The 20,716-nt window shown below is 70.6% G+C and carries 18 protein-coding genes and 1 pseudogene; 6 read left to right on the top strand and 13 right to left on the bottom strand.

The window, feature by feature from the left end; genetic code table 11:
• On the bottom strand, window positions 1–455 hold a 455-nt coding region (locus tag I5G_RS11610), incomplete at its 3' end, for a carbohydrate ABC transporter permease (RefSeq protein WP_022879201.1).
• A gap of 72 nt (window positions 456–527) precedes the next feature.
• The gene (locus tag I5G_RS11605; protein WP_022879200.1) at window positions 528–1,829 is read right to left on the bottom strand and encodes a sugar ABC transporter substrate-binding protein; all 1,302 of its coding nucleotides are present in this window, start codon (window positions 1,827–1,829) and stop codon (window positions 528–530) included.
• Between the two features lie 234 nt (window positions 1,830–2,063).
• On the opposite strand from I5G_RS11605, the gene I5G_RS11600 reads away from it, so the two are divergent.
• The gene (locus I5G_RS11600; RefSeq protein ID WP_022879199.1) at window positions 2,064–2,870 is read left to right on the top strand and encodes a DeoR/GlpR family DNA-binding transcription regulator; all 807 of its coding nucleotides are present in this window, start codon (window positions 2,064–2,066) and stop codon (window positions 2,868–2,870) included.
• Window positions 2,871–2,883: 13 nt separating this feature from the next.
• Here I5G_RS11600 and I5G_RS11595 read toward each other — a convergent pair whose 3' ends face one another.
• Both I5G_RS11595 and I5G_RS11590 read right to left on the bottom strand, forming a co-directional pair.
• Window positions 2,884–3,903, bottom strand: a complete 1,020-nt coding sequence (locus I5G_RS11595; RefSeq protein ID WP_022879198.1) for a zinc-dependent alcohol dehydrogenase family protein — start codon at window positions 3,901–3,903, stop codon at window positions 2,884–2,886.
• A 76-nt stretch (window positions 3,904–3,979) separates the two neighbouring features.
• Complete coding sequence (locus tag I5G_RS11590) at window positions 3,980–6,814, bottom strand: aminotransferase class III-fold pyridoxal phosphate-dependent enzyme (RefSeq protein WP_022879197.1); 2,835 nt, start codon at window positions 6,812–6,814, stop codon at window positions 3,980–3,982.
• A gap of 100 nt (window positions 6,815–6,914) precedes the next feature.
• On the opposite strand from I5G_RS11590, the gene I5G_RS22120 reads away from it, so the two are divergent.
• The gene (locus I5G_RS22120; protein ID WP_022879196.1) at window positions 6,915–7,538 is read left to right on the top strand and encodes a TetR/AcrR family transcriptional regulator; all 624 of its coding nucleotides are present in this window, start codon (window positions 6,915–6,917) and stop codon (window positions 7,536–7,538) included.
• Window positions 7,539–7,541: 3 nt separating this feature from the next.
• Here I5G_RS22120 and I5G_RS11580 read toward each other — a convergent pair whose 3' ends face one another.
• The 6 genes from I5G_RS11580 to I5G_RS22110 form a co-directional block, all read right to left on the bottom strand.
• Window positions 7,542–8,345, bottom strand: coding sequence for a DUF1206 domain-containing protein (locus I5G_RS11580; RefSeq protein ID WP_022879195.1), 804 nt, complete (start codon window positions 8,343–8,345; stop codon window positions 7,542–7,544).
• Window positions 8,342–9,055 carry a phosphatase PAP2 family protein gene (locus I5G_RS11575; protein ID WP_022879194.1) on the bottom strand — a complete coding sequence of 238 codons (714 nt, stop codon included), beginning with the start codon at window positions 9,053–9,055 and terminating at the stop codon, window positions 8,342–8,344. Before I5G_RS11575 ends, I5G_RS11580 begins: the two co-directional genes overlap by 4 nt.
• Window positions 9,056–9,110: 55 nt before the next feature.
• Window positions 9,111–9,980, bottom strand: a complete 870-nt coding sequence (locus tag I5G_RS11570; RefSeq protein WP_022879193.1) for a hypothetical protein — start codon at window positions 9,978–9,980, stop codon at window positions 9,111–9,113.
• 223 nt (window positions 9,981–10,203) lie between these two features.
• Window positions 10,204–11,571 carry an HNH endonuclease signature motif containing protein gene (locus tag I5G_RS22115; protein ID WP_022879192.1) on the bottom strand — a complete coding sequence of 456 codons (1,368 nt, stop codon included), beginning with the start codon at window positions 11,569–11,571 and terminating at the stop codon, window positions 10,204–10,206.
• Between the two features lie 191 nt (window positions 11,572–11,762).
• A complete protein-coding gene (locus I5G_RS11560; RefSeq protein ID WP_022879191.1) occupies window positions 11,763–12,446 on the bottom strand; it encodes an SDR family oxidoreductase in 684 nt (227 codons plus the stop codon).
• Entirely contained in the window at window positions 12,443–13,738 is a 1,296-nt protein-coding gene (locus I5G_RS22110) for an MFS transporter (RefSeq protein ID WP_187288830.1), read from the bottom strand. The genes I5G_RS11560 and I5G_RS22110 overlap by 4 nt, the downstream gene beginning before the upstream one ends.
• Before the next feature lie 79 nt (window positions 13,739–13,817).
• On the opposite strand from I5G_RS22110, the gene I5G_RS22105 reads away from it, so the two are divergent.
• Entirely contained in the window at window positions 13,818–14,303 is a 486-nt protein-coding gene (locus I5G_RS22105) for a helix-turn-helix domain-containing protein (protein ID WP_036327804.1), read from the top strand.
• 27 nt (window positions 14,304–14,330) lie between these two features.
• On the opposite strand, the gene I5G_RS22100 is transcribed toward I5G_RS22105, so the two are convergent.
• Together I5G_RS22100 and I5G_RS11540 are read right to left on the bottom strand one after the other, a co-directional pair.
• A complete protein-coding gene (locus I5G_RS22100; RefSeq protein ID WP_022879189.1) occupies window positions 14,331–15,002 on the bottom strand; it encodes a TetR/AcrR family transcriptional regulator in 672 nt (223 codons plus the stop codon).
• A 164-nt stretch (window positions 15,003–15,166) separates the two neighbouring features.
• Complete coding sequence (locus I5G_RS11540; RefSeq protein ID WP_022879188.1) at window positions 15,167–15,937, bottom strand: SDR family NAD(P)-dependent oxidoreductase; 771 nt, start codon at window positions 15,935–15,937, stop codon at window positions 15,167–15,169.
• A 180-nt stretch (window positions 15,938–16,117) separates the two neighbouring features.
• Here I5G_RS11540 and I5G_RS24075 point away from each other — a divergent pair, with 180 nt between their 5' ends.
• The 3 genes from I5G_RS24075 (at window position 16,118) to I5G_RS26500 (ending at window position 20,505) form a co-directional block, all read left to right on the top strand.
• Window positions 16,118–16,546: a DUF3237 domain-containing protein gene (locus I5G_RS24075; RefSeq protein ID WP_022879187.1), complete on the top strand. Its 429-nt coding sequence runs from the start codon at window positions 16,118–16,120 to the stop codon at window positions 16,544–16,546.
• Between the two features lie 63 nt (window positions 16,547–16,609).
• A complete protein-coding gene (locus I5G_RS26220) occupies window positions 16,610–19,654 on the top strand; it encodes an amidase family protein (protein ID WP_204365558.1) in 3,045 nt (1,014 codons plus the stop codon).
• On the top strand, window positions 19,654–20,505 hold the full coding sequence (locus I5G_RS26500; protein ID WP_022879185.1) for an ABC transporter permease: 852 nt from the start codon (window positions 19,654–19,656) through the stop codon (window positions 20,503–20,505). Before I5G_RS26220 ends, I5G_RS26500 begins: the two co-directional genes overlap by 1 nt.
• Here the strand turns inward: I5G_RS26500 and I5G_RS26495 are convergent.
• Window positions 20,485–20,586: pseudogene (locus I5G_RS26495) on the bottom strand (DUF4041 domain-containing protein); the annotation flags it as partial. The gene I5G_RS26500 and the pseudogene I5G_RS26495 sit on opposite strands and share 21 nt — an antisense overlap.
• Window positions 20,587–20,716 lie beyond the last annotated feature (130 nt).

Below are 20,716 nucleotides of genomic sequence, written 5' to 3'. Positions count from 1 at the left end.
AGGAGCATGCGCCACAGCACCGCGATGACGGCGACGGTGAAGAGCCACGGCAGGACGTAGAGGCCGCGGAAGATCGCGCGGGGCACGGCGCCGATGAGGCGGCTGTTCAGCAGCAGCGCGAAGCAGAGGCCGAGGACGAGGTGCGCGGCGACGCTCGTGAGCGTGAAGAAGAGCGTGTTGCCGGTGGCCTTCCAGAAGCCCGCGTCCGTGAGAACCGTGACGTAGTTGGCGAGCCCGACGAACTCGGGGTGCTTGTTGGTGATGACGTTGTCCTGGAACGAATACCCGATGACCATGACGATCGGCACGATCATCAGGACGAAGAGCAGGATCAGCGTCGGCGACAGGAAGGCATAGGCCTCGGACGTCTTGCGGAGCTGGCGGGTGCGCCGGGACACGGGGCGTCCGGTGACGATCAGCTCGGTGTCGGGGGGAGTGAGGGTGCGCATGGTCATGGTGTGCGGCCTTCCTGGCGGGGATGCCGCACCTCCGGGTTCGGGGGTGCGGCATCCCGTGTCAGCGTCGGATCAGAACTTCGCCGTCCACTCGTCCTGGGCCTTCTGCAGGGCGTCCTTCATGGACTGCTGGCCGTCCAGGGCCGACTGGAACTGCTCGCCGAACTGGCGCATGAGGTCCTCGGCGACGGGCAGGCCCGTGAACTCGTTCGCGGGGTAGCCGGCCTTGTAGATGTCGAACGCCTTCTTGAACAGCTCGTCGTCCTGGACGAACGTCGGCACCGACTCGGTGTTGCCCGGGAACGCCTTGGCCATGGTCGACAGCTCGGAGTTGACGTCCTTGCCCATGAGGAACTGCACGAGCTTGAAGGCGGCGTCCTTGTGCTCGGAGTTCTCGGCGACGCCGATGCCCCACGAGGCGTAAGGGATGCCGCGTTCGCCGGTGAATCCGTCCTTGGCGGGGATGGCCGAGATCGAGAATTTCAGGTTCGGGTTGGACTGGCGGATCAGGTTGATGTGCGCGAGCGAGTCGATCATCATGCCGACGCGACCGTTCGTGAACTCCTCGACCTTGTCCTGCTCCTTCATGGTGAAGGACCCGGGTGCGATCACGCCGTCGTTCCACAGCTGCTGGACGTAGTCGGCGGCGGAGGTGACGTCGGCGTTGGTGAGGTCGGGCTTGCCGTCCTTCAGCATCGATCCGCCCGATGCCCACACCCACGACATGACGTCGTTCTGGACGCCGTTCGGGGCCTCGAGCGAGAGCGGGAGCACCCACCCGGAGGCGTCGCCGCCGAGGGCCTTGATCTTCTTGGCCGCGTCCTCGAACTCGGTGCGCGTCGACGGCGGTGCGCTCACGCCGGCCTGGGAGAGGATCGCGTCGTTGGTGAACATCGGGTACACGAAGTTGACGACAGGGATCATGTAGGTGCTGCCGTCGACCTTGATCTGGCTCGCCAGCTGGCTGTCGTCGAAGCCCGCGTCGCTCATGAGCTGCGACAGGTCGGCGATGACGCCCTGCTTCGCGAAGTCGCTGACCCACGCGCCGTCGAGGCCCACGACGTCGGGCATGGTGCCGGAGGCGGCGCCGGCGAAGAGCTGCTCCTTGGTCGAGGCGTACGGGCCGCTGACCAGGTCGACCTTGATGCCGGGGTTCTCCTGCTCGAATTTGTCCATGAGCGCACGGAACTGGCCGTCGGGGAGTTCGGGCTCCCACCACTGGGCGAACTCGATCGTGACGTCGCCGCCGTCGCCGCCGTCCGAGGGAGCGGCCGAGCTCGACGAGCACCCCGCCATGGCCAGGAGGGTCGTGGCCGCTGCGGCGGCACCGACGAGCTTGATGGCGTTTCGACGCCCGCGCCCGCTGTTGTCCATCGTTTCTCCTCATTGAGATGTGCTGTTCTTCGCGCTGTTCTGCGCGTTCTTGCTGCTTTCAGCATGAGTATGCGCTTATCTGCGGCGACACGTCAAGGCGACGATGCAGATTCGTGACAATTCTGGCATTCGGTGGCATCCAAAGACAGCGTGAGCGGCAAAAAGATGCCGTTTCGTGCTGCTTTCGGCAGAAAATCCTCGAACCGTTTGCCGCGCTGTGCTAGAGATGACGGCATGGAGGGCACAACCACTCAGAACAAGAAGCGGCTCCCGGCGGGGCGAAAAGCCGAACTCGCCGCGTACGTCGCCGAGACGGGCCAGGTCACCGTCGTCGACCTCGCCTCGCACTTCGGTGTCTCGATCGACACCGTGCGCCGCGATCTCGACCAGCTCGACCGCGAGGGCATCGTCGTGCGCACGCACGGCGGGGCCGTGAGCGCCATGTCGGTCCCCGGACGCGACCGCGGACTCGACGTGCGCTTGCAGATGCAGACCGCCGAGAAGGACAAGATCGCCGCGCTCGCCGCCGACCTCATCGAGGACGGCTCGGTCGTCGTGCTCAACGCCGGAACGACGACGCTCGCCGTCGCGCGGGCGCTCCGCAACCACCGCAACCTGACGATCGCGACGAACAACCTCCGCATCCCCGCCGAGATCTCCCCCAGCGTGTTCCGCGACCTGTTCATCTTCGGCGGAGCGGTGCGCACGATCACCCAGGCGACGACGGGCCCGGTGACGCTTGCGGCCGGCGCGCGCGGTGCCGACGTCGAGATCCGGTGCGACTACGCGCTCATCGCGGTGGGAGCGGTGGATGCCTCGGGCTTCTCGACCAGCAACCTCGGCGACGCGACGATGATGAGCGAGATGATCCAGCGCGCCGACCGCACCGCGATCCTCGCCGACTCCAGCAAGCTCGATCGGCGCCTGTTCGCCCAGGTCGCGGCGCTCGAGAAGGCGGACTACCTGATCACCGACGCTCCCCCGTCCGCGGAACTCGCCGCAGCCTTGGCGGAGGCCGGCGTGACGGTCCTCACGCCCTGACGACGCGGGCGGGTCAGACCGTGAGCAGGACCTTCGTCGCGCGCCGCTCGTCCATGGCGCGGTAGCCCTCGGCGGCCTCCTCGAGCGGGAGGGTGAGGTCGAACACGGCACCCGGGTCGATCTTCCGGTCCCAGATGAGCTGGAGCAGCTCGGGAAGGAACCGCCGCACGGGCGCGGGACCGCCGTGGAGGTGCACGGCGGAGCGGAACAGCTCCTGCCCCTCGAGCGTGACGTCGTGCGAGACGCCGACGAAACCGATGTGCCCGCCGGGGCGCGTCGAGCGCACGGCCTGCTCCATCGACTGCTGTGTGCCGACGGCCTCGATGACCGAGTGCGCGCCGAGTCCGTGCGTCAGTTCCTTGACCCTCGCGATGCCCTCGTCGCCGCGCTCCTCGACGATGTCGGTGGCCCCGAAGCGGCGCGCGAGCTCCTGCCGGTCGGCGTGCCGCGACATCGCGATGATGCGCTCCGCGCCGAGCTGCTTCGCGGCCAGGATGCCGAGCAGTCCGACGGCTCCGTCGCCGACCACCGCCACCGTCTTGCCGGGGCCCGCCTCTGCGGCCACCGCGGCGAACCAGCCGGTGCCGAGGACGTCGCTCGCGGCGAGGAGCGACGGGATGAGGTCGGGGTCCGGCTGGCCGGGGGTCGCGACGAGCGTGCCGTCGGCGAGGGGGATGCGCGCGAACTCGGCCTGCGTGCCGACGCGTCCCATCGGCACGACGTGGACGCAGCGCGACTGGTAGCCCGCCTGGCAGATCTCGCACGTGTTGTCCGAGGCCATGAACGAGCCGACGACGAAGTCGCCCACCTTCACGTTCTTCACCGCGTCGCCGATCTCGGTGACGACCCCGACGTACTCGTGGCCCATGGGGGTGGCATCCACCGTGTCCGCCCCGCGGTACGGCCACAGGTCGGACCCGCAGATGCAGGACGCGGCGAGACGGATGATGGCATCCGTCGGTTCCTGGATGGTCGGGTCGTCGCGGTCTTCGACGCGCACGTCTCCGGCGGCGTGCATGATGACTCCACGCATGGCGGTTCCTCTCGGGTGGGAAGTGACTGGTTCCGGTGTACTCCCCCGAGCGTCGCGTCGTGCGGGGCTTGCGCGATCAGAACCCGGTCGACAGCACCCGGTCGAGCATGTCGGCGAAGTAGTCGACGGACTCGCGCGAGACGCACAGCGGCGGCTTGATCTTCAGCACGTTCTGGTGGTCGCCGGTGGGCTGCATGATCACGCCGAGCTCGAGCAGGCGGTCGCAGATCGCGGCGGTCTCCTCGGTCGCGGGCTCGAGGGTCTCGCGGTCGCGCACGAACTCGAGGCCCAGGTACAGCCCCGACCCGTGCACGGCGCCGACGAGGGGATGCCGCTCCCCCAGCTGTTCGAGACGGGCCTTGAGGTGTCCGCCGACGACGCGGGCGTTCTCCTGCAGCTCTTCGTCCTCGATGATGTCGAGCACGGTCATGCCGACGACGGACGACAGCGGCGAGCCGCCCGTCGAGGAGAAGAAGTAGCCCTGTGTGCGGTAGCGGTCGGCGATCTCGCGGCGCGTGATGACCGCGCCGAGAGGGAAGCCGGCGCCGATCGACTTGGCGACCGCGACGATGTCGGGCACGACGCCCTGCTGCCGGAAGCCCCAGAACCACGCGCCTAGCCGGCCGAACCCGACCTGCACCTCGTCGGCGATCGCGAGTCCGCCGAGCTCGCGCACGGCGGCGTAGACCTCGCGCAGGTAGCCGTCGGGAAGGGCGACGCCGCCGGCGTTGCCGTAGAACGTCTCGCTGAGGAAGCCCGCGGGGGCGTGGCCCTCGGCGGCGAGCGCGCGGATGCGCGCGACGGCCTCGGGCGCGTAGCGCGTGGCATCCGGTCCGCGATGACGACCGCGGTAGGAGTTCGCGGCGTCGACCGTGTGCACCCAGTCGGGGCGGGTCTCGAGCGCGTTGGGGTTGTCGGCGATCGAGGTCGACACGGCGTCGCTCGCGTAGGTCCAGCCGTGGTACGCCTCGGCCATCGCGACGATGTCCTGGCGGGAGGTCGCGGCCATCGCGAGGCGGATCGCGAGGTCCACCGCCTCCGAGCCCGAGTTCACGAAGAACACCGTGTCGAGTTCGTCGGGCAGCAGCGCCGCGAGCCGTTCGCCGTACTCGGTGATCGCCGCGTAGTGGAAGCGCGAGTTGGTGTTCAGCAGCCGCGTCTGACGCGAGACCGCGGCGTGGATGCGCGGGTGCGCGTGCCCGACGGAGGCGACGTTGTTGACCATGTCGAGGTACACGCGCCCGTCGACGCCGATGAGGTACTCGCGCCAGCCGCGCTCGATGCGCGGCGGCCGGGAGTAGTAGTGCTCCTGCACCTCGGCGACGACGGCCTCGCGCCGCTCGAGCAGATCGTCGGGGGCGGCCGACGGCGCGGCGACGCCGAGCGCGGGGGTCGCGTCGCCGATCACGGCGCGCCATCCGGGCAGGTCGCTCGGGCGCACGGCATCCGGGATGTCGGCGGGCTCGAGGGTGGTGAGCAGCACCCGGACGCGGGTTCGCGCGGGAACCTCCGCGGAAGAGTTCAGGATGCCATCCCCCACGCGCACCGAGAGGGCACCGCCCGGGAGTTCGAGGCGCGTCGGCGCGGCGAACCACACCGACGCGGCCGTCGGCACGGTCGTCGGCTCCTCGGGCGTGCGGGAGGGGGCGCCAAGGAGGACCGGGACGAGGGCGGGGAGGACGACCGCGTCGGCGCCGTCGTCGAGCAGGCGCTGCGCCGCGGATTCGACGGCATCGGCGTCGAGCCACGCACCCTCGTCCGACAGGGGCGACAGGGTCGTGGCATCCAGCACGACGGGATGGATGCCGGCGGGGAGGATCGCCGGGCCTGCCCATGCGGCGGCGTCGGCGGAGGGACGGCCGAGCGCGTGGCGGATGCGCGCGGTCGCGACCTCGAGCGGAACTGCGGCGGCCCGGCGGAGGATCTCGAACTCGCGGTCGAGCGCGCCGCTCGCGTAGTCGTTGGCGTCGTCGAGCCGCACCTGTTGGCGACCGCTGAGCACCAGGACGACCCCGCGCAGCACGACGAGCGGCCACAGCGCCGTGATCTCGTCGTCGGAGAGCGGACGGCGGCGGTCGAACGCCGCGATCGCCGGCAGCGTCGAGGCGTACGTCGCGCCGTCGTGGTGGAGCACGGACGACACCGTCACCGCGATCTCGCCCACGGCCCACGATTCGATGACGTCGCCGAAGTCGATCACGGCGTCGGGGAGCGTGCTCACTCCGTGCGGGCGCAGCACGTTGTCGTCGGTGACGTCGAAGTGACCGAGCTGGCGCGGCAGGCCGTCGGCGACGGGGGCCAGGGCGGCGAGCGCCGCGGCCGTCGCCGCGGCGCAGTACTCCCGCACCCCGGCGTCGGGCTCGGTTTCGGCGATCTCGGTGATCACGCGCTCGGCGTGCCGGAGGTCCCACTGCAGCACGCGTCCGGAGGCCGGGTGGGTCTCGCCGGCGAGCGCGACGCTCACGGCGGCGGCGAGTTCACCGAGACGCTCGACCACGCGCGGGGCGAGGTAGCCGGAGCCGGTGAGGGTCGCGCCCCGCACGAACGAGATGACCCGCGCGTGCAGGCGGCCCTGGCTCGTCTCCCACCACCCGGTCAGCGGGCCGCGGGGACCCGCGACGATCTCGGGGATGCGCAGCCCCGGCTCGACTTTCGCGACGGCGGCCGCCGCGGCATCCTGCATCTCGATCTCGGTCTCGCTGAAGACCGGGTTGCTGATCTTGAGGACACCCAGCGGCTCTCCCCCGCCGACCGGCCGGACGAGGAAGTTCTGGTCCTGCTGGCTGCCGAGGCTCTGCAGCTCGACGTCGAGGCCGTGCACGTCGCGCAGCAGCGCGACGGCCTCGGCGGTCGGGAGGGTCGGCGTGGGCAGCTCACCGTGGGCGAAGTAGTCGAACAGGGTGTCGTTCATGCGGGGCTCCATCGGGCGCGGGATCGCTGTGAAGCATACCGAACAGGAAACATACGGCGTAGGTTAAATCGTGTTCCGGTGTTCCGAGGAAAGGACCGTCGTGCCCCGACCGTCGCACCCGAAACTGTCCCGCGACGCGATCGCGCGCGCCGCGCTCGCGCTGATCGACCGGGACGGGTCGGACGGCGCGAGCATCCGCCGCGTCGCCGACCGGCTCAAGGTGCACCCGACGTCGCTGTACAACCACGTCCCGAACCTCGCCGCGCTCATCGAGGACGTGCGCGCGCTCGTGTCCGCCCGCATCGACTCGACCGCACTGCGCGAACGGGAGTGGGAAGAGGGCCTCGCGCTCTGGGCGCGCTCGTACCGCGACGCCTTCCGTCGGCATCCGAAGACCATCCCGCTGCTGATGTCGCACCGCTCCTCCGTGCCCCGGCTGATGTCGCAGTACGAGGACTTCGCACGGGCGGCGGAACGCGTGGGGTGGACGAGCGATGACATCCTGCCGCTCCTCACGGCGTTCGAGTCGTTCATCCTCGGGAGCGTCCTCGACATGTCGGGACCCACCGTGATGTTCGACCCCACCGGACAGGAAGAGACGGTGCCCCGTTTCGCCGCGGCCTACGCGACCCTCGAGCACCACGACCCCGTCGACCCGGTGGCGACACGGGCGTTCGAGCTGGGGCTGGCGCTCCTCATCGCGGGCGCGCGTCCGCGCGGCTGAGCATCACATCCGGGCGTAGCGGGCGCGGGCGAAACAGAACACGCCGTACACGACGAGCCCCGCCCCCACGAGCCACAGCACGACCTGACCGAACGGCAGGCCCGCGAGCGAACGGAGCGCGCCGTCGAGGCCGCTCGCCGCGTTCGGGTCGTGCGTGAGCGCGGCTACGACGAACAGGATGCCGGCGACCCCCACCGCGATCCCCTTCGCAACGTAGCCGACCGTGCCGAACACCCGGATGCCACGACCGGCCGGACCGCTCGGAACGGAGAGGTTCTTGAGGAACGCGCGGGTGATGCCGCGGAAGACGAACGACGCACCGATCGCCGCGACGACGAGGCCGATGAGGACGAGCAGGAAGATACCGCCCGGAGCCCGCAGCAGGTTGGCGCTCAGGTTCCGCGTCGACGCCGACGACTCGGAGCGGCTGCCCATCGCCGCTGTGAAGGCGGTGCCGGCGATGGCCGCATACGCCACCGCCGTGCCGACGTACTTCACGCGGTAGCCCCACCGCTTCTTGGCATCCGGGTTCCGCTCGACGATCGCCTCGCTGATCTGCCAGATCGCGAGCGCCACGAGCCCGACCACGATGACCCAGAGCAGCAGCATGCCGGCGGGGGCGGCGGCGATCTGGGCGAGAGCACCGGACTGATCGGCGCTGTCGCCCGCCCCGCCGGTGGCGATGGCGATGGCGATCACGCCGATGAGGAGGTGCAACAGTCCGAGGACGACGTACCCGATGCGGGCCGCGACTCGGAAAGCGGTGGAATCCTGCGCCTTGTCGGCTGCTGCGCTGGCGGATGTCATCCGTGCACCGTAGCGCTCAGGTCGCGGGCAGCGGCAGCCCGTTGCGCTCGCCGCTCGCGTGCCACTTCAATAGCGGCCCACACGAGCGTGGACACCGCGACACCCTCCAGGGCGCCCGCCGTGACGTCGGAGAGCCAGTGGGCGTGGAGGTACGTCCGGCTCCACATCATGAGGACGACCCAGATCACCCCGATCGCCCACACCCACCGCCGCCGGAGGATGAGCCCGAGGGTCACGACGATCGTGGTCGCCACGGCCGTGTGGCCGGAGGGGAACGAGGTGGCGACGGTCTCGGCGAGCGAGTCCGTCGGCCGAGCCCGTGCGATCACCGCGGCCATCGGGGCGCCGATCGCAACGACGAGGGCGATGGCTCCGCCGACGTTGAGGGCGTCCCACGGTCGTCGGAGGAGGAGGAACGCGATGGTCGTCGCGACCCCGATGAGGATCATGCCGATCGTGCCGCCGACGATCGCGGGCACCCACGCGATGATCACGACGACGGGCGACGCGAGCGAGGCCATCGTGGCATCCCACCACGCGTCGATCGGCAGCGGGGCCGATCCCGACAGCGCGACGAACAGCCGCAGGGCGACGAAGGCGACGGTCGCGACGACGCCGACGACGAGCGCGTGGGCGCGGCGGGCGTCGGGGTCGACGGGCGAGGTCGGGGCGACGGTGCCGGCCGCGGTGTCGTCGGTGGGGGCATCCATCCCGACATCATCGCAAGGAGCATCCCGCCGAAAGGGGCACTTGCGAACCGCTGAATCAGTCCTCTCGGAACACGACGGGCGCGTCCGCGAGGCGGAGGCCCGAGGCACGAATGGTCGACTCGACGGACTCCCTGGTGGCCGGGTCGCCCATGATCTGGGTTCTCGCGACGCCGTCGATCGGCGTACCCCCGCCGGCGCCATCCCAGAAGTCTGTCACGCCGTACTCGTCGATCAACCTGCGCAGCAGCGCGGCATAGGCACCGGATTCTCCCGGCGCGGGCACGGCCGTCAGTCGTGGCCCGCTGATCTCGATGTCGCGGTCGGCCTCGATACCGGCGGCCCGCCGCAGGTCGTCGGCCGCGGCCACGAACGGGATCATCGACGAGACCTCGGCGCGGCCGTCGAGCAGATCCGAGAACGCGAGACGACCGTCCTCCCAGACAGCGGCCTGGACGGTGCGACCCGGGGCGAGGCTGTCCACCGCGTCCACCGTGGGCACCACGTCGAGTCGAAAGTCCGGGCAGCCGGATGCCACGGGCTCGGCGAACACCGACACCTCGGTGCGCGAGGGCGTGCGCACCGTGAGACCCCAATCGACCGGGTCCAGGTATCCCGAGGCGCACGCGAGATTGAGGACAGCCGGCAGCGCGGAGCGCTCGACCGTGACCCGGAGGGAGGACATCGGGCTCCAGAACGCCGGCGCCTCCACCCACCGTTCCTTCTCGACGACACCGACCCCGGGCACCGCGGCGACCTCGTCCGCCAAGGCGTCGAACGCCGCACTCGGGCGGTCGAAGTGCGTCTCGTCGATCGACCAGCTGAAGATCAGCAGAAATCCTGCGCCGAGTCCGAGGGCGGCCAGGACGAGCACGGCGATGCCGAGGACCCTCAGTCGGGACACTCGTTCCGGTGCGGACGTCGTCATGTCAGCCCCCGTTCCCCCGTGTCGCTTCCGAGGGTACGACCGCGAGGGAGACGCCATGTGGACGCGGCGAGAACGGGAAGAGGCGGACTCCGGCGCGGACGCGTCGGTGCGCACCGCCGCTGTTCGATCGGGATCGGCGACGGCCGACCCCCTCTCAGGCGCGGCTGCGGTGCGTCCACGGTGGGGCGGGCGCGACACCAGCCCGCACGGACGGCATGCGGCTTTAGAACGGCGCTGGTTCGCGGTCATGGTCGGTCGGGGGTGGCGGTTCGGGGGTTGGACCGTCGGGCAGGAATCGGACCGCGGGTGAGTAGGGCAGGGGTTCGTCGATGTAGACGCGTCCTGCCGGAGAGGTCCACTCGAGTACCCCGCCGGGGAGTTGTCGGACATTCCAGCGGGTGAACTGTTTCTGGGTGTGGTGTCGCTGGCAGAGGTGGGCGAGGTTGGTGACGTCGGTGGGTCCGCCGAGGGCCCAGTCGTGGGTGTGGTCGACTTCGCAGCGCACGGCCGGGGCGACGCACCCGGGCCACCGGCAGTGGCGGTCGCGGGCGCGGAGGTGCCGATCGATCGCGGTGGTCCGCTGGTACGTGTCGGTGCGGAGCACCTCCCCGGTGACGGGGTGGGTGATGACCCGGTCCCAGGGGACGGGGGTCGCTTCGGCGAGGGCGCGGGCGGTGGCGGCGTCGATGGGTCCGTGGCCGACGAGGTCAGCGGGATCGGAGTTCTCGGCCCCGGGGCGCAGCATCGTCAACGCCGGGACCACGACCTGCACCCGCGCCCGGATCGCACCGAGGGTGCCGGGGCCATCGTCGCTACGGGTGGGGTCGGCATCGGGAGCCGCGGTCAGGAGGAGGTCGGCGAGGATGTCCGCGCGCACCTGGTCGGCCGTGCGGGTGTCGGGGGCGGCCTCGGCGCCCTCGGTCGTCGAAGCCTCTCGCCGCTGGTCGATGATCGCGGCGCTCTGCTGCACGAGCCGGTCGTAGATCCCCACCGCCAGCACCGTGGGAAGCGTCGCGATCAAGTCGGACATCCCGTCCTCCCCCGCCACCACCCGCACGCACCGGGTCTCCCGTCCCCGCCGGTGCCGCTTTGCCAGCGTCGTGGGCTGGAGAGACTCCGCCAACGCGGCCAGCCGGGCCTTCAACCGTCCGGGGCTCAGCCCGTCGGCGGTGGCGACGGCGAGCACATCGAACTCCCCCCTCCGCTCCTGCGGCAGGGGGAAACCGGCATCCACGATCACCCGCACATGCGCCCGGGACAGGACCCCCGCCTCCCACGCGTCCAGGGTCACGGGGAAGTCGTCGGTGAGGGTCATCGCCCGCCCGATCTGCGCCTGCACCGACCGATCCGACAGGGAAGAGGCGGCCGCGATCTCGGACGCGACTTCCCGCAACGCCAACTCCGCCGCTTTCGCCGACGCCCGCACCCCTACCGATGCGTCCAGGGCGAGGTGTCCTGCGCGGGCCAGCGCCCGCACCCGACGGGCTTCGGCGGAGGCGAGTTCGGCATCCACTCCCCGCACCTCGACCAGCACCGACGAGAGGGCCGAAGCCCCCTCATCGGGTGGTGTCGGAACCGGATCAAAAGACATGCATGCATGCTAGCGAGGGGGTCCGACATCGAGCCCGCCCCACCCACCGAATGGGGACGGATCAGCCACACGGCGCGCTGGGGAGGAGGGGTGACGAGCCTACGAGCCCGGACGAATCATCCAGCCATCAGGCATTTACCCACCGAGAAACACCGCGGGTGAAGTTTCCCAAGTCCGCGCCCCGCCCCACCTCAGGCCGCGTTCGCCACCCGCGATAGCCCCGCGCGGACCGCGCGCGTCGTGTCGTCGGCGAGAACCTCGCCGTGCCCGCGGCGCACCCCGTCGTAGATCGCGGCGACGACGTCGGCGGGGTCGTTCATCGACTGGTCGGTCAGACCGTCGTTCATCGGGGTGTCGGTGAAGGCGAGGTACGCGCCCACGACCTGCACGCCCTGCGGCTCGAGCTCGAGGCGCAGCCCCTCGGTGGCCGACCACAGGGCCGCCTTCGAGATGCTGTAGCCCTTGCCCCACGCCAGCCACGACAGCACCGACGCGACATTGATCACGGCGCCCTTCGCGGCCACGAGACGCGGCGCGAACGCGCGCGTGAGCAGCAACGGGCCGAAGAGGTTCGTCTCCAGCTGGGCGCGGACGTCCGCTACGTCACCGGTCAACAGATCACCCTGACGCAGGATGCCGGCATTGTTGATGAGCACGTCGACGTCGGCGGCATCCCGCGCCGCCCGGTCGATCGCGGCCTCATCGGTCACGTCGAGCGTGAGGGGCACGACACGGGGGTCGTCCCACTGCCGGGGCGAGCGCGCCGCCGCGTAGACCTTCTTCGCGCCGCCGGCGAGGGCCTGCCGCACGAATTCCGTGCCCAGCCCGCCGTTCGCGCCCGTGACGAGCACGACGGCATCCGAGATCTCTGTCATTTCTTCTCTCCTTGTTCGAGCCCGCCCGAACGGGCGGGGGTCAGGGCACCGGCGCTGACGCCGGGAGTCGAGGCGCCAGGGCCCGAGACACCGGCCCGCAGCGCCAGCGCGACGAGGGCGACCGCGGCGAGGAACGCCGCGTATCCGATCCCCGTCGCGGGAAGCGCGAACACGGTCGCGAGCTGACCGGCGACGAGCGCGGGCACGCCGTAGCTGAGGTAGGCGACCACGTAGATCGCCGCCATGAGGCCGCCGCGTTCGTGCGTGTGCGCTGCCGCGCTCAAGGGCCGGAGCACGGCCGCGAATCCGATCCCGTTGCCGATGCCGGCGGCGATCGCGGCGACCACGACGATCACCGTAGACCCCGTCGCGATGCCGACGACCATCAGGATGCCACCCACGGCGCACCCGAGCGCGCCGAGGACGGCCGCGGTGCGCGGCGCCAGTCCCGTCGACACGAGTCCCGCAACGGCGGCGACCCCTGGCTGCAGGAACACCAGCACGGTCCCCGCGACGGTGTCGAGCTGCAGGGTGTGGTGCGCGAGCGAGGGCATGAGGCCGAGGAACAGGCCCGAGCTCATCCAGGCGGCGGAGACGAGCCACGCTCCGCGAAGGAACTCCGGCCGCAGCCGACGTGGGACTGCAATGTGGGGAACCAGCGAGCGCCACGCGCCCGAGACCCGCGACGACGACTCGGGCGTGAAGAAGACCGCGCCGATCGCGACGACGAGCAGCAGGACGACCGGCGCGACCACCGCGAGCACCGGTTCGGGCGCGACGGCGGTGGCGATCCCCGCGAAGAGCGCCCCGAGCGCGAGACCGCCGATCGGCGCCGTGCCGGCGATCTGCGTGAGGCGCCCGCGAGAGCGCGGGGGCACGGTCTCCGACACCATCGCCGTGAAGGTGCTGTTGGCCGCACCCGTCGCGACCCCCTGCACCGCGCGGGAGACGATCACCCACTCGGGCGACGTCGCCCAGAGATGGATGCCGCACGCCACGATCAGCAGGACGATGGCCCCCACCATCACGGGCCGACGGCCGACGTGGTCGGACAGCGACCCGGCGGTCAGGAGCGTGAGCAGCAGCGTGAACGCGTACACCGAGAACATCACGGTGAGCGTCCCGTCGCCGAAACCCCAGCGCCCCTGTTCGTACACGAACAGCGGACTGCCCGCGCCGGCGGCCGCCGCCACGGCGAGCGAGCCGAGCAGGTTCAGGGCCGTGTACCCGCGCGACCGCGCCGTCCAGCCGCTGATGGACCCGGCGCTCAGCACTGCAGTCGTCTCGCTCACGTCATTTACTTTCTTCAAAGGAGTAAGTATCCGAACGCTAGCGCGTATGCTTGCTTCAAGCAAGTCAGAGGAGGATGCCATGCCCCTGAGGTCCGACTGGAGCGGCAACGTCTGCCCGATCGCGCGCGGGATCGACGCCGTCGGCGACCCGTGGGTGCTGCTGATCCTTCGCGAGGTGCTCGCTGGCGCGCGCCGCTTCGACGACTTCAAGCGTCGACTGGATGCCGCGGACAACGTGCTCTCGTCCCGGCTGTCGGGCATGGTGTCGGCGGGACTGCTCGAAGCCCGGCCCTACACGACGGGACCGCGCCCACGCGTCGAGTACTTCCCCACGCGCGCCGCGACCGACGCGCTGCCGATCCTGCAGGCGTACGCGGCCTGGGCGCACGAACACCGCCCGTCCGAGAACGAGGAGCCGGCGTTCACCGTGGTCTGCGGCGCCTGTGGCGTGGCATCCGATCGGTCGGAGGTCTGCGAGCACTGCGGCGCTCTGCTCGACGTCGACCACGAAGTGGCGTGGCGACGTCCGGGACCCTGGGAGGGGCGGCTCGTCACCCTCGGCTGAGCGGCCGGACGAACCCGCGGCCGCGACTCAGCCGGTCCGCGCTACGGTCAGCTCGAGCGCCGACAGGTACATCTCGAGCTGCTGCGCGAACACCTCGCGGTAGTTGATCATCGCGAGATCCGCCTTGGCTGCCTCGGCGTGCGGGTACTGCGACGGATCGGTGGGCGCGTACACCTGGATCCAGCCGTCCGCGACTTCGCGGGTCCGCGCGCCGGCGAGGCGCGCACCGTAGGCGGATGCGGCACCGAGGACCGTCTGCGCGTACACCTGGTACTGCACGACGGCCGCGCGCCCCCGGAGGCCGGCGACCGCCATGGCCCGCAGGATCCACTCGACTGCGCGCAGTTCGTTGATGCTGTTCGCGACCGTGAGGAGCGTCAGCGCCGCCGCCGCCGGATGCGCCTCGGCGGTGTGCCACGCGCGCCACGCCAGGTCGGTCAGGTCCGCACGCCAGTCGTCCGTGGGCACGTAGCCCGCGAGCGAGATGCCGTCGAGGTGGTCGGCGAGCGCCTCGAGCAGCTCGTCACGACTCGTGAAGTGCCGATACACCGCGGTCGGCGAGGACTTCAGCTCGGCTCCGAGCCGCGAGAAGGTCAGGGCGGACTCGCCCTCGCCGTCCATCAGCCGCAGCGCGGCGTCGACGATCTCGGCGCGAGTGATGGACCCCCGCTTGCGTCGGGTTCTGATTTCCTCGGTCATGACGACCCCCCGATCTGGCGTCCGGTTCGCGCGCCCCGCGGACCGGCGGCCTCGCGTGGCGAGGAGGCCAGGCTATCCGGTCGTCCGCACGCCCGAGGCCCGGGCGGACGCATCACCGCCCTCCCGAACGACGCGTCGTCATGGCATCCCGCCGTCGTCGACGCTCATCCGCGCTCCTCGTTGATCGAGTTCGCGCCATCGACCACGAGCAATTGCCCCGTCACGTAGGACGCCCCGGGCGACGCCAGGAAGGCGACGACCGCCGCAACCTCGTGCGGCGTTCCCGGGCGGCCGACGGGGGTCGCGCGCCCCATCGCGCGCTCGTGCTCGCTCGACGAGGACGTGGCGATCCAGCCCGGCGCGACGGCGTTCACGGTGATGCCGGCCGCCGCGACGTCAACGGCGGCGGCACGAGTGAGACCGAGCATCCCGGCCTTCGCCGCGTGGTACGCGACGTCGCCCGTGTACGCCATGACGGGGCCCGAGATCGAGGCGACGTTCACCACCCGGCCGTAGCCGGCCGCGCGCATGCCCGGCAGGACGGCCCGTGTCATCCGGAGCGCGGTCGTGAGGTTCCGGTCGATCGAGGCGGTCCACTGCGCGATGGAGATCTCGTCGATGGATGCCGGCTCGTCGGGGTTCGACGTCGACGTCATGCCCGCGTTGTTCACGAGGACGGTCGGCGCGCCGAAGGCGTCGAGGGCGGCGGCCACGACGGCATCCACTCCGTCCGCGCGCGTCAGGTCGGCGGCGACGCCGTGCGCGTCCACTCCCGCGGCGCGCAACTCGGCGACGCGGTCGTGGATGCGGTCCGTGGTCGAGGCGACGACCACGCGCATTCCGGCCCGCCCGAGGAGCAGCGCGGACGCCATGCCGATCCCCTCCGGACTGCCCGCCCCGGTGACGATGGCGATGTCGCTGGTGCGCTCGGTCATGGTGGGTCTCCTTCTCCGCCGTTCCATCCTGCACGGCCCGAGCCCCGACTTTTCGGGGAAATTTCGGATGCCGTCGCCTGATGTTACGAGTTAGTGAATGCTGTTGACTAGGGCATCCACTATCGGGATACTCGGGGAAACCACGCAACGATGCGTCGCTCTTCCGCCGTGGAGGCACAGATGAAACCCGCTCCATCGCTCCGGCCCTGCTTCACCGTCGTCGCTCGCGTCGACCCCGGCATCCCGCTCGAGAAGCGGGGTGACGACGTTCTCGAATTCATCCCGATCACCGGTGGGCCGGTGACGGGAGACGTCGAGGGCGAGATCATCCCGGGCGGCGGTGACTGGTGCCTCGCGCGCGCCGACGGCAGCTACGACGTCGAAGCGCGCTACCTGATCCGCACCACCGACGGAGACGTCATCGACGTGGTCAACGTGGGCGTCGTCCGCCCGCCCGCCACCGACGGCGCCGGGGAGTACTTCCTCACCACGCCGCGCTTCCGCACCGTCGCGCCCCACCTGCAGTGGCTCACGCGGTCGATGTTCGTCGGCCGCGCGTACGCCCACGCCGGCGACACGACCATCGACGTCTACGAAGTCCTCGACTGACACCCGACCCGACACACGCCCGACCCGACACACGCCCGACCCGACCCACCCGAGAGGCAGACCATGAGAAAGCGACACGGCGTCATCGCCGCATCCCTCGCACTGACCGTCGCGATCGCGACGGCCGGGTGCACGACGACGTCCTCGACGACGTCTCCGACCACCGACACCATCCGCACGACCATCGACATCCCCGCGACGTTCGACCCGACGCTCAGCACCTCGCTGCCCGACTTCCTGTTGGCACGGACCGCGTACGACACCCTCGTCCGACGCGACGCCGGCGGACTCGTCCCGGGCCTCGCGACCGCGTGGACCTCGACGCCCACGCAGGCGACGTTCACGCTGCGCACCGACGCCACCTGTTCGGACGGGACCAAGATCACCGCGACCGTGGTGAAGAACTCGCTCGACTACTTCGCCCGGCCGAACAGCGGCTCGACCCAGGTCGTCTACACCTTCGGCCCCGGCAACACCCCCAGCATCACCGCCGACGACGCCGCCGGCACCGTGACGATCGACATCACGAACCCCTGGCCGTACATGGTGGATGCCATGTCGGTGGCCAGCAGCGGCATCATCTGCCCCGCCGGCCTGGCCGACCCGGCGGGCCTCGCCGCGGGCACGGCGAAGGGCAGCGAATCCGGCCCCTACGTGCTGACCTCCGCCGAGCCCGGCGTGAAGTACGACTTCGCCCTGCGGGACGACTACGCCGCCTGGCCGAAGTGGAGCACCGCCGTCGCGGGCACTCCCGCGAAGAACCTCGAGTACACCGTCTCGCCGGACGCCACCGCGACCGCGAACCTGATCCTGGGCGGGCAGCTCGACATCGGCAAGATCCAGGCCACGACCCGCGACCGCTTCCAGGGGCAGCCGGGGTACACCGTGACCGTCGACCACTTCTCGGACAGCTACCTCATCTTCAATGAGCGCGAGGGCAGCCCCTTCACCGACGAGGCGACCCGCAAAGGCGTCGTCGAGGCGATCGACCGCGCCATGTTCGGCAACGTCACGTCGCAGGACACCGGTGACGTGCTCACGAACCTCGGCGCCCCCGACGTCGCCTGCGTCGCCGACTCGAAGATCACCATGCCCTCGCAGAACGTCACCGCCGCGACCTCCGCCCTGTCGGGCAAGACCATCCGTCTCGTCGCGCCGACGATCGTCGGTCCCGCCGGCGCCGGCAACGAGTACATCGCCGAGGCGCTCCGCGCCGCCGGGGCGACGGTCGACCTGACGAACACCGACGTCGGCAGCTGGATCACGACCGTCGTGGCCAAGCCCGGCGACTGGGACATGACCGTGTTCGCCGACCTGAACTTCCTCGGGTCGCTGGCGAGCCCGCTGCTGAACTTCACCGGTCCGACCATCGACCAGGGCGGCACGAACTACGGCGCCGTGACGAACGACGCGGCATCCGGGGCGTTCGCCGCCGCCAACGCAGAGGGCGACCAGAAGGCGCGATGCGGACAGCTCGACACCGCCGTGCAGGCGCTCGTCGACCGCTCGACACGCTCCCGCTGCTCAACGACGCGTTCATCTACGCCTCCCGCCCCGGCTTCACCGTGCAGATGCTCGGCGGAGCCCTCGACGACCCCATCTTCCGTATCGCCCAGTGAGCACACAGGGGCGCCGGGCCGCGTGCCCGGCGCCCCGAAGGGAACCATCATGATCTCCTCCTCGATCTCCGCCACCGAACTCGCGCGGAAACTGCGCGCGGGCGAGGTCTCCGCCGTCGAGACCGCCCAGCACTACCTCGACCGCCTCGACGAGGTGAACCCGTCCGTCAACGCGATCGTGTGGATCGACCGCGAGGACGTGCTGCGCCGCGCCCGTGAGTCCGACGACCGCCTCCGCCGCGGCGAGGCGCGCCCCTTCGAAGGTGTACCGATGCCCATCAAGGACCTCGTTGGGGTCCGCAACCAGCCCCTCACCTACTCGTCGATGTCCGTGGAGGAGCGCCCCGCCGAAGCCAACGAGATCACCGTCGACCTCATCGAGGACGCCGGCTTCGTGCTCTTCGGGCGCTCGAACAGCCCCGAGTTCGGCGCGCTGACCGCCACCGAGAACGCCCGCCACGGCAAGACGCGCAACCCCTGGAACCTCGACTACACCTCCGGCGGGTCGTCGGGCGGGGCGTCCGCCGCGGTCGCGGCCGACATCTCCCCCATCGCCAACGCCTCGGACGGCGGCGGCTCGATCCGCGTGCCCTCGGCGGCGACGGGACTCGTGGGCCTCAAGCCGAGCCGCGGTCGCATCCCGAACGACGTGCGCGCGTGGGAGCACTCCACCACGGAGGGCGCCATCACGCGCACCATCGAGGACGCCGCCGGGGTGCTCGACACTCTCGCCCAGCTGGACCCGCTCGGCTGGTACTCCGCCCCCGCGCCCGCGCGTCCGTACCGCGAGGAGATCCGCGCGGCCGGGCCGCGGCTGCGCGTCGGCCTGCTGCTCGAGGCGCCGACCGGCGTGGCCGTGCACCCCGAGAACCGCGAGGCGGCGCTCGTCGCGGCGCGCGCCCTCGAGGCGCTCGGCCACCACGTCACGCCGGTGTCGCCGTTCCTCTTCAGCGAGCGCGCGACCCGCGGGTTCGCCGATCTCATCATCAGCGCCTCGACCTGGGCCTCCCCGATCGAGGATGCCGACAAGCTCGAGCCCTACATCCGGTACCGCTACGACCGCGCGGCATCCTTCCACGCGGGCGAGTACGCCGAGATCGCCGCGCTCCTGCAGTGGGAGACGCGTCAGGTCAACGCCCAGTGGGGACGCGACTTCGACGTGCTGCTGACCCCGACGACCGCGGTCCCGACGCCGCTCGTCGGCTCCGTGTACGACGAGGCGAACGAGGACCCTGCGGGCGAGCGCCTGACGGAGTTCTCGACGATCTCGTTCACGGCGTTCTGCAACATCGCGGGTCTCCCGGCGATCTCGCTCCCGGTGCACACCGGCGCGAACGGGATGCCACTGGGTGCGCAGCTGGTGGGCGCGCCGTACGACGAGGCGACGCTCCTGCGCCTCGGCGCCGAGCTCGAGCCCGTCTTCGACTGGCAGCACCGTCAGGCTCCGATCGCCCGCGGCGTCGCCCTCACCCCGAACACGGGGGACTGATGTCGGCCGTCGACCTCGCGGTGATCGCCGAGGCCCCCGCTCCGCCGGTGCGCCGCCGAGGCGGGGGCAGCGGGTGGGGCTCCTTCGCCCTCCGCCGCCTCGGCGGGCTCGCGCTCTCGCTCGGGCTCCTCGTCCTGCTGACGTTCCTCATCGTGCCGCTCATCCCGGGCGACCCCGCCGTGGCGATCCTCGGGCCCAACGCCTCGCCCGACGCGGTCGCCGCGCTGCGGGAGCGCCTGCACCTGAACGACCCGCTTCCGGTGCAGTTCCTCGACTACCTGCGGGGGCTGTTCACGTTCGATCTGGGGCAGAGCTTCCGGTACAACACACCCGTCACCGACACGATCGCGACGAAGCTCCCGTACACCGCGACGACGGCGCTCGGCGCGATCGTCGTCGTCCTCCTGGTCGCCATCCCGGTCGGCATGACCATCGGGGTGCTGACCCGCAGCGGCCGCCGCCCCTGGCTGGCGGTCGGTTTCGGCGCCGTCGCCGGGTTCTTCGCCTCGGTCCCGGCGTACGTGGCGGGCACTCTGCTCGTGGTCGTGTTCGCGATCTGGCTGAAGGTGCTCATCGCTGTGCCCCTGCTCCTCCAGGGCGCGCAACGTGTTGACAAGGTGCTGACGTTCTTTGTCGAGCCGCGCCCGCTCCTCCGCCAGCTCCTTCTCGACTTTTCTCTCCTCTCGCAAACGTGCCCGCTCGTCGCGCTCGGCTTCCCGCTCCTCCTGCTTCTTCATCAGCCAGTCAGCAGTGAGTTCGATTTCCTCAATACGCAATGCATGAAACTCGTCGCTGATTCGCATCTCCATCAGCCTGCCGAGCTTCGCGATCGCGACCCTCGACGCTTCTAGCCGCCGCTTTGCGGTGACAACGTTTCCTACCCTGAGTGCCCGAATCGAGTTGTCGGCCTCTGCGTTGTAAGCGCGGAGCATCAGCTTTGCGAGATCATCTGTCATTCGACGACCCTGTGCCAGCGAGTTATTGAAAGGTGACAGTTCAGACTTGACGATCGCCCGACCTGCCCTGATNGTGTCAGCGATCCGCGACTCTATTGCAGAAATG

This window comes from Microbacterium sp. B19, assembly GCF_000333395.1.
Classification (GTDB): domain Bacteria; phylum Actinomycetota; class Actinomycetes; order Actinomycetales; family Microbacteriaceae; genus Microbacterium.
The sequence above is the reverse complement of the archived record's forward strand: the minus strand, read 5'-3'. Positions and strand labels throughout refer to the sequence as shown.

Coding starts and splice junctions, on each gene's coding strand:
- I5G_RS11605 (WP_022879200.1), bottom strand. CDS start 1,829: ATGGACAACAGCGGGCGCGGGCGTCGAAACGCCATCAAGCTCGTCGGT.
- I5G_RS26220 (WP_204365558.1), top strand. CDS start 16,610: ATGAGAAAGCGACACGGCGTCATCGCCGCATCCCTCGCACTGACCGTC.
- I5G_RS26500 (WP_022879185.1), top strand. CDS start 19,654: ATGTCGGCCGTCGACCTCGCGGTGATCGCCGAGGCCCCCGCTCCGCCG.
- I5G_RS11580 (WP_022879195.1), bottom strand. CDS start 8,345: ATGACATCCGCCAGCGCAGCAGCCGACAAGGCGCAGGATTCCACCGCT.
- I5G_RS11560 (WP_022879191.1), bottom strand. CDS start 12,446: ATGACAGAGATCTCGGATGCCGTCGTGCTCGTCACGGGCGCGAACGGC.
- I5G_RS22115 (WP_022879192.1), bottom strand. CDS start 11,571: ATGTCTTTTGATCCGGTTCCGACACCACCCGATGAGGGGGCTTCGGCC.
- I5G_RS22100 (WP_022879189.1), bottom strand. CDS start 15,002: ATGACCGAGGAAATCAGAACCCGACGCAAGCGGGGGTCCATCACTCGC.
- I5G_RS11540 (WP_022879188.1), bottom strand. CDS start 15,937: ATGACCGAGCGCACCAGCGACATCGCCATCGTCACCGGGGCGGGCAGT.
- I5G_RS11595 (WP_022879198.1), bottom strand. CDS start 3,903: ATGCGTGGAGTCATCATGCACGCCGCCGGAGACGTGCGCGTCGAAGAC.
- I5G_RS11575 (WP_022879194.1), bottom strand. CDS start 9,055: ATGGATGCCCCCACCGACGACACCGCGGCCGGCACCGTCGCCCCGACC.
- I5G_RS11590 (WP_022879197.1), bottom strand. CDS start 6,814: ATGAACGACACCCTGTTCGACTACTTCGCCCACGGTGAGCTGCCCACG.
- I5G_RS22105 (WP_036327804.1), top strand. CDS start 13,818: ATGCCCCTGAGGTCCGACTGGAGCGGCAACGTCTGCCCGATCGCGCGC.
- I5G_RS24075 (WP_022879187.1), top strand. CDS start 16,118: ATGAAACCCGCTCCATCGCTCCGGCCCTGCTTCACCGTCGTCGCTCGC.
- I5G_RS11570 (WP_022879193.1), bottom strand. CDS start 9,980: ATGACGACGTCCGCACCGGAACGAGTGTCCCGACTGAGGGTCCTCGGC.
- I5G_RS11600 (WP_022879199.1), top strand. CDS start 2,064: ATGGAGGGCACAACCACTCAGAACAAGAAGCGGCTCCCGGCGGGGCGA.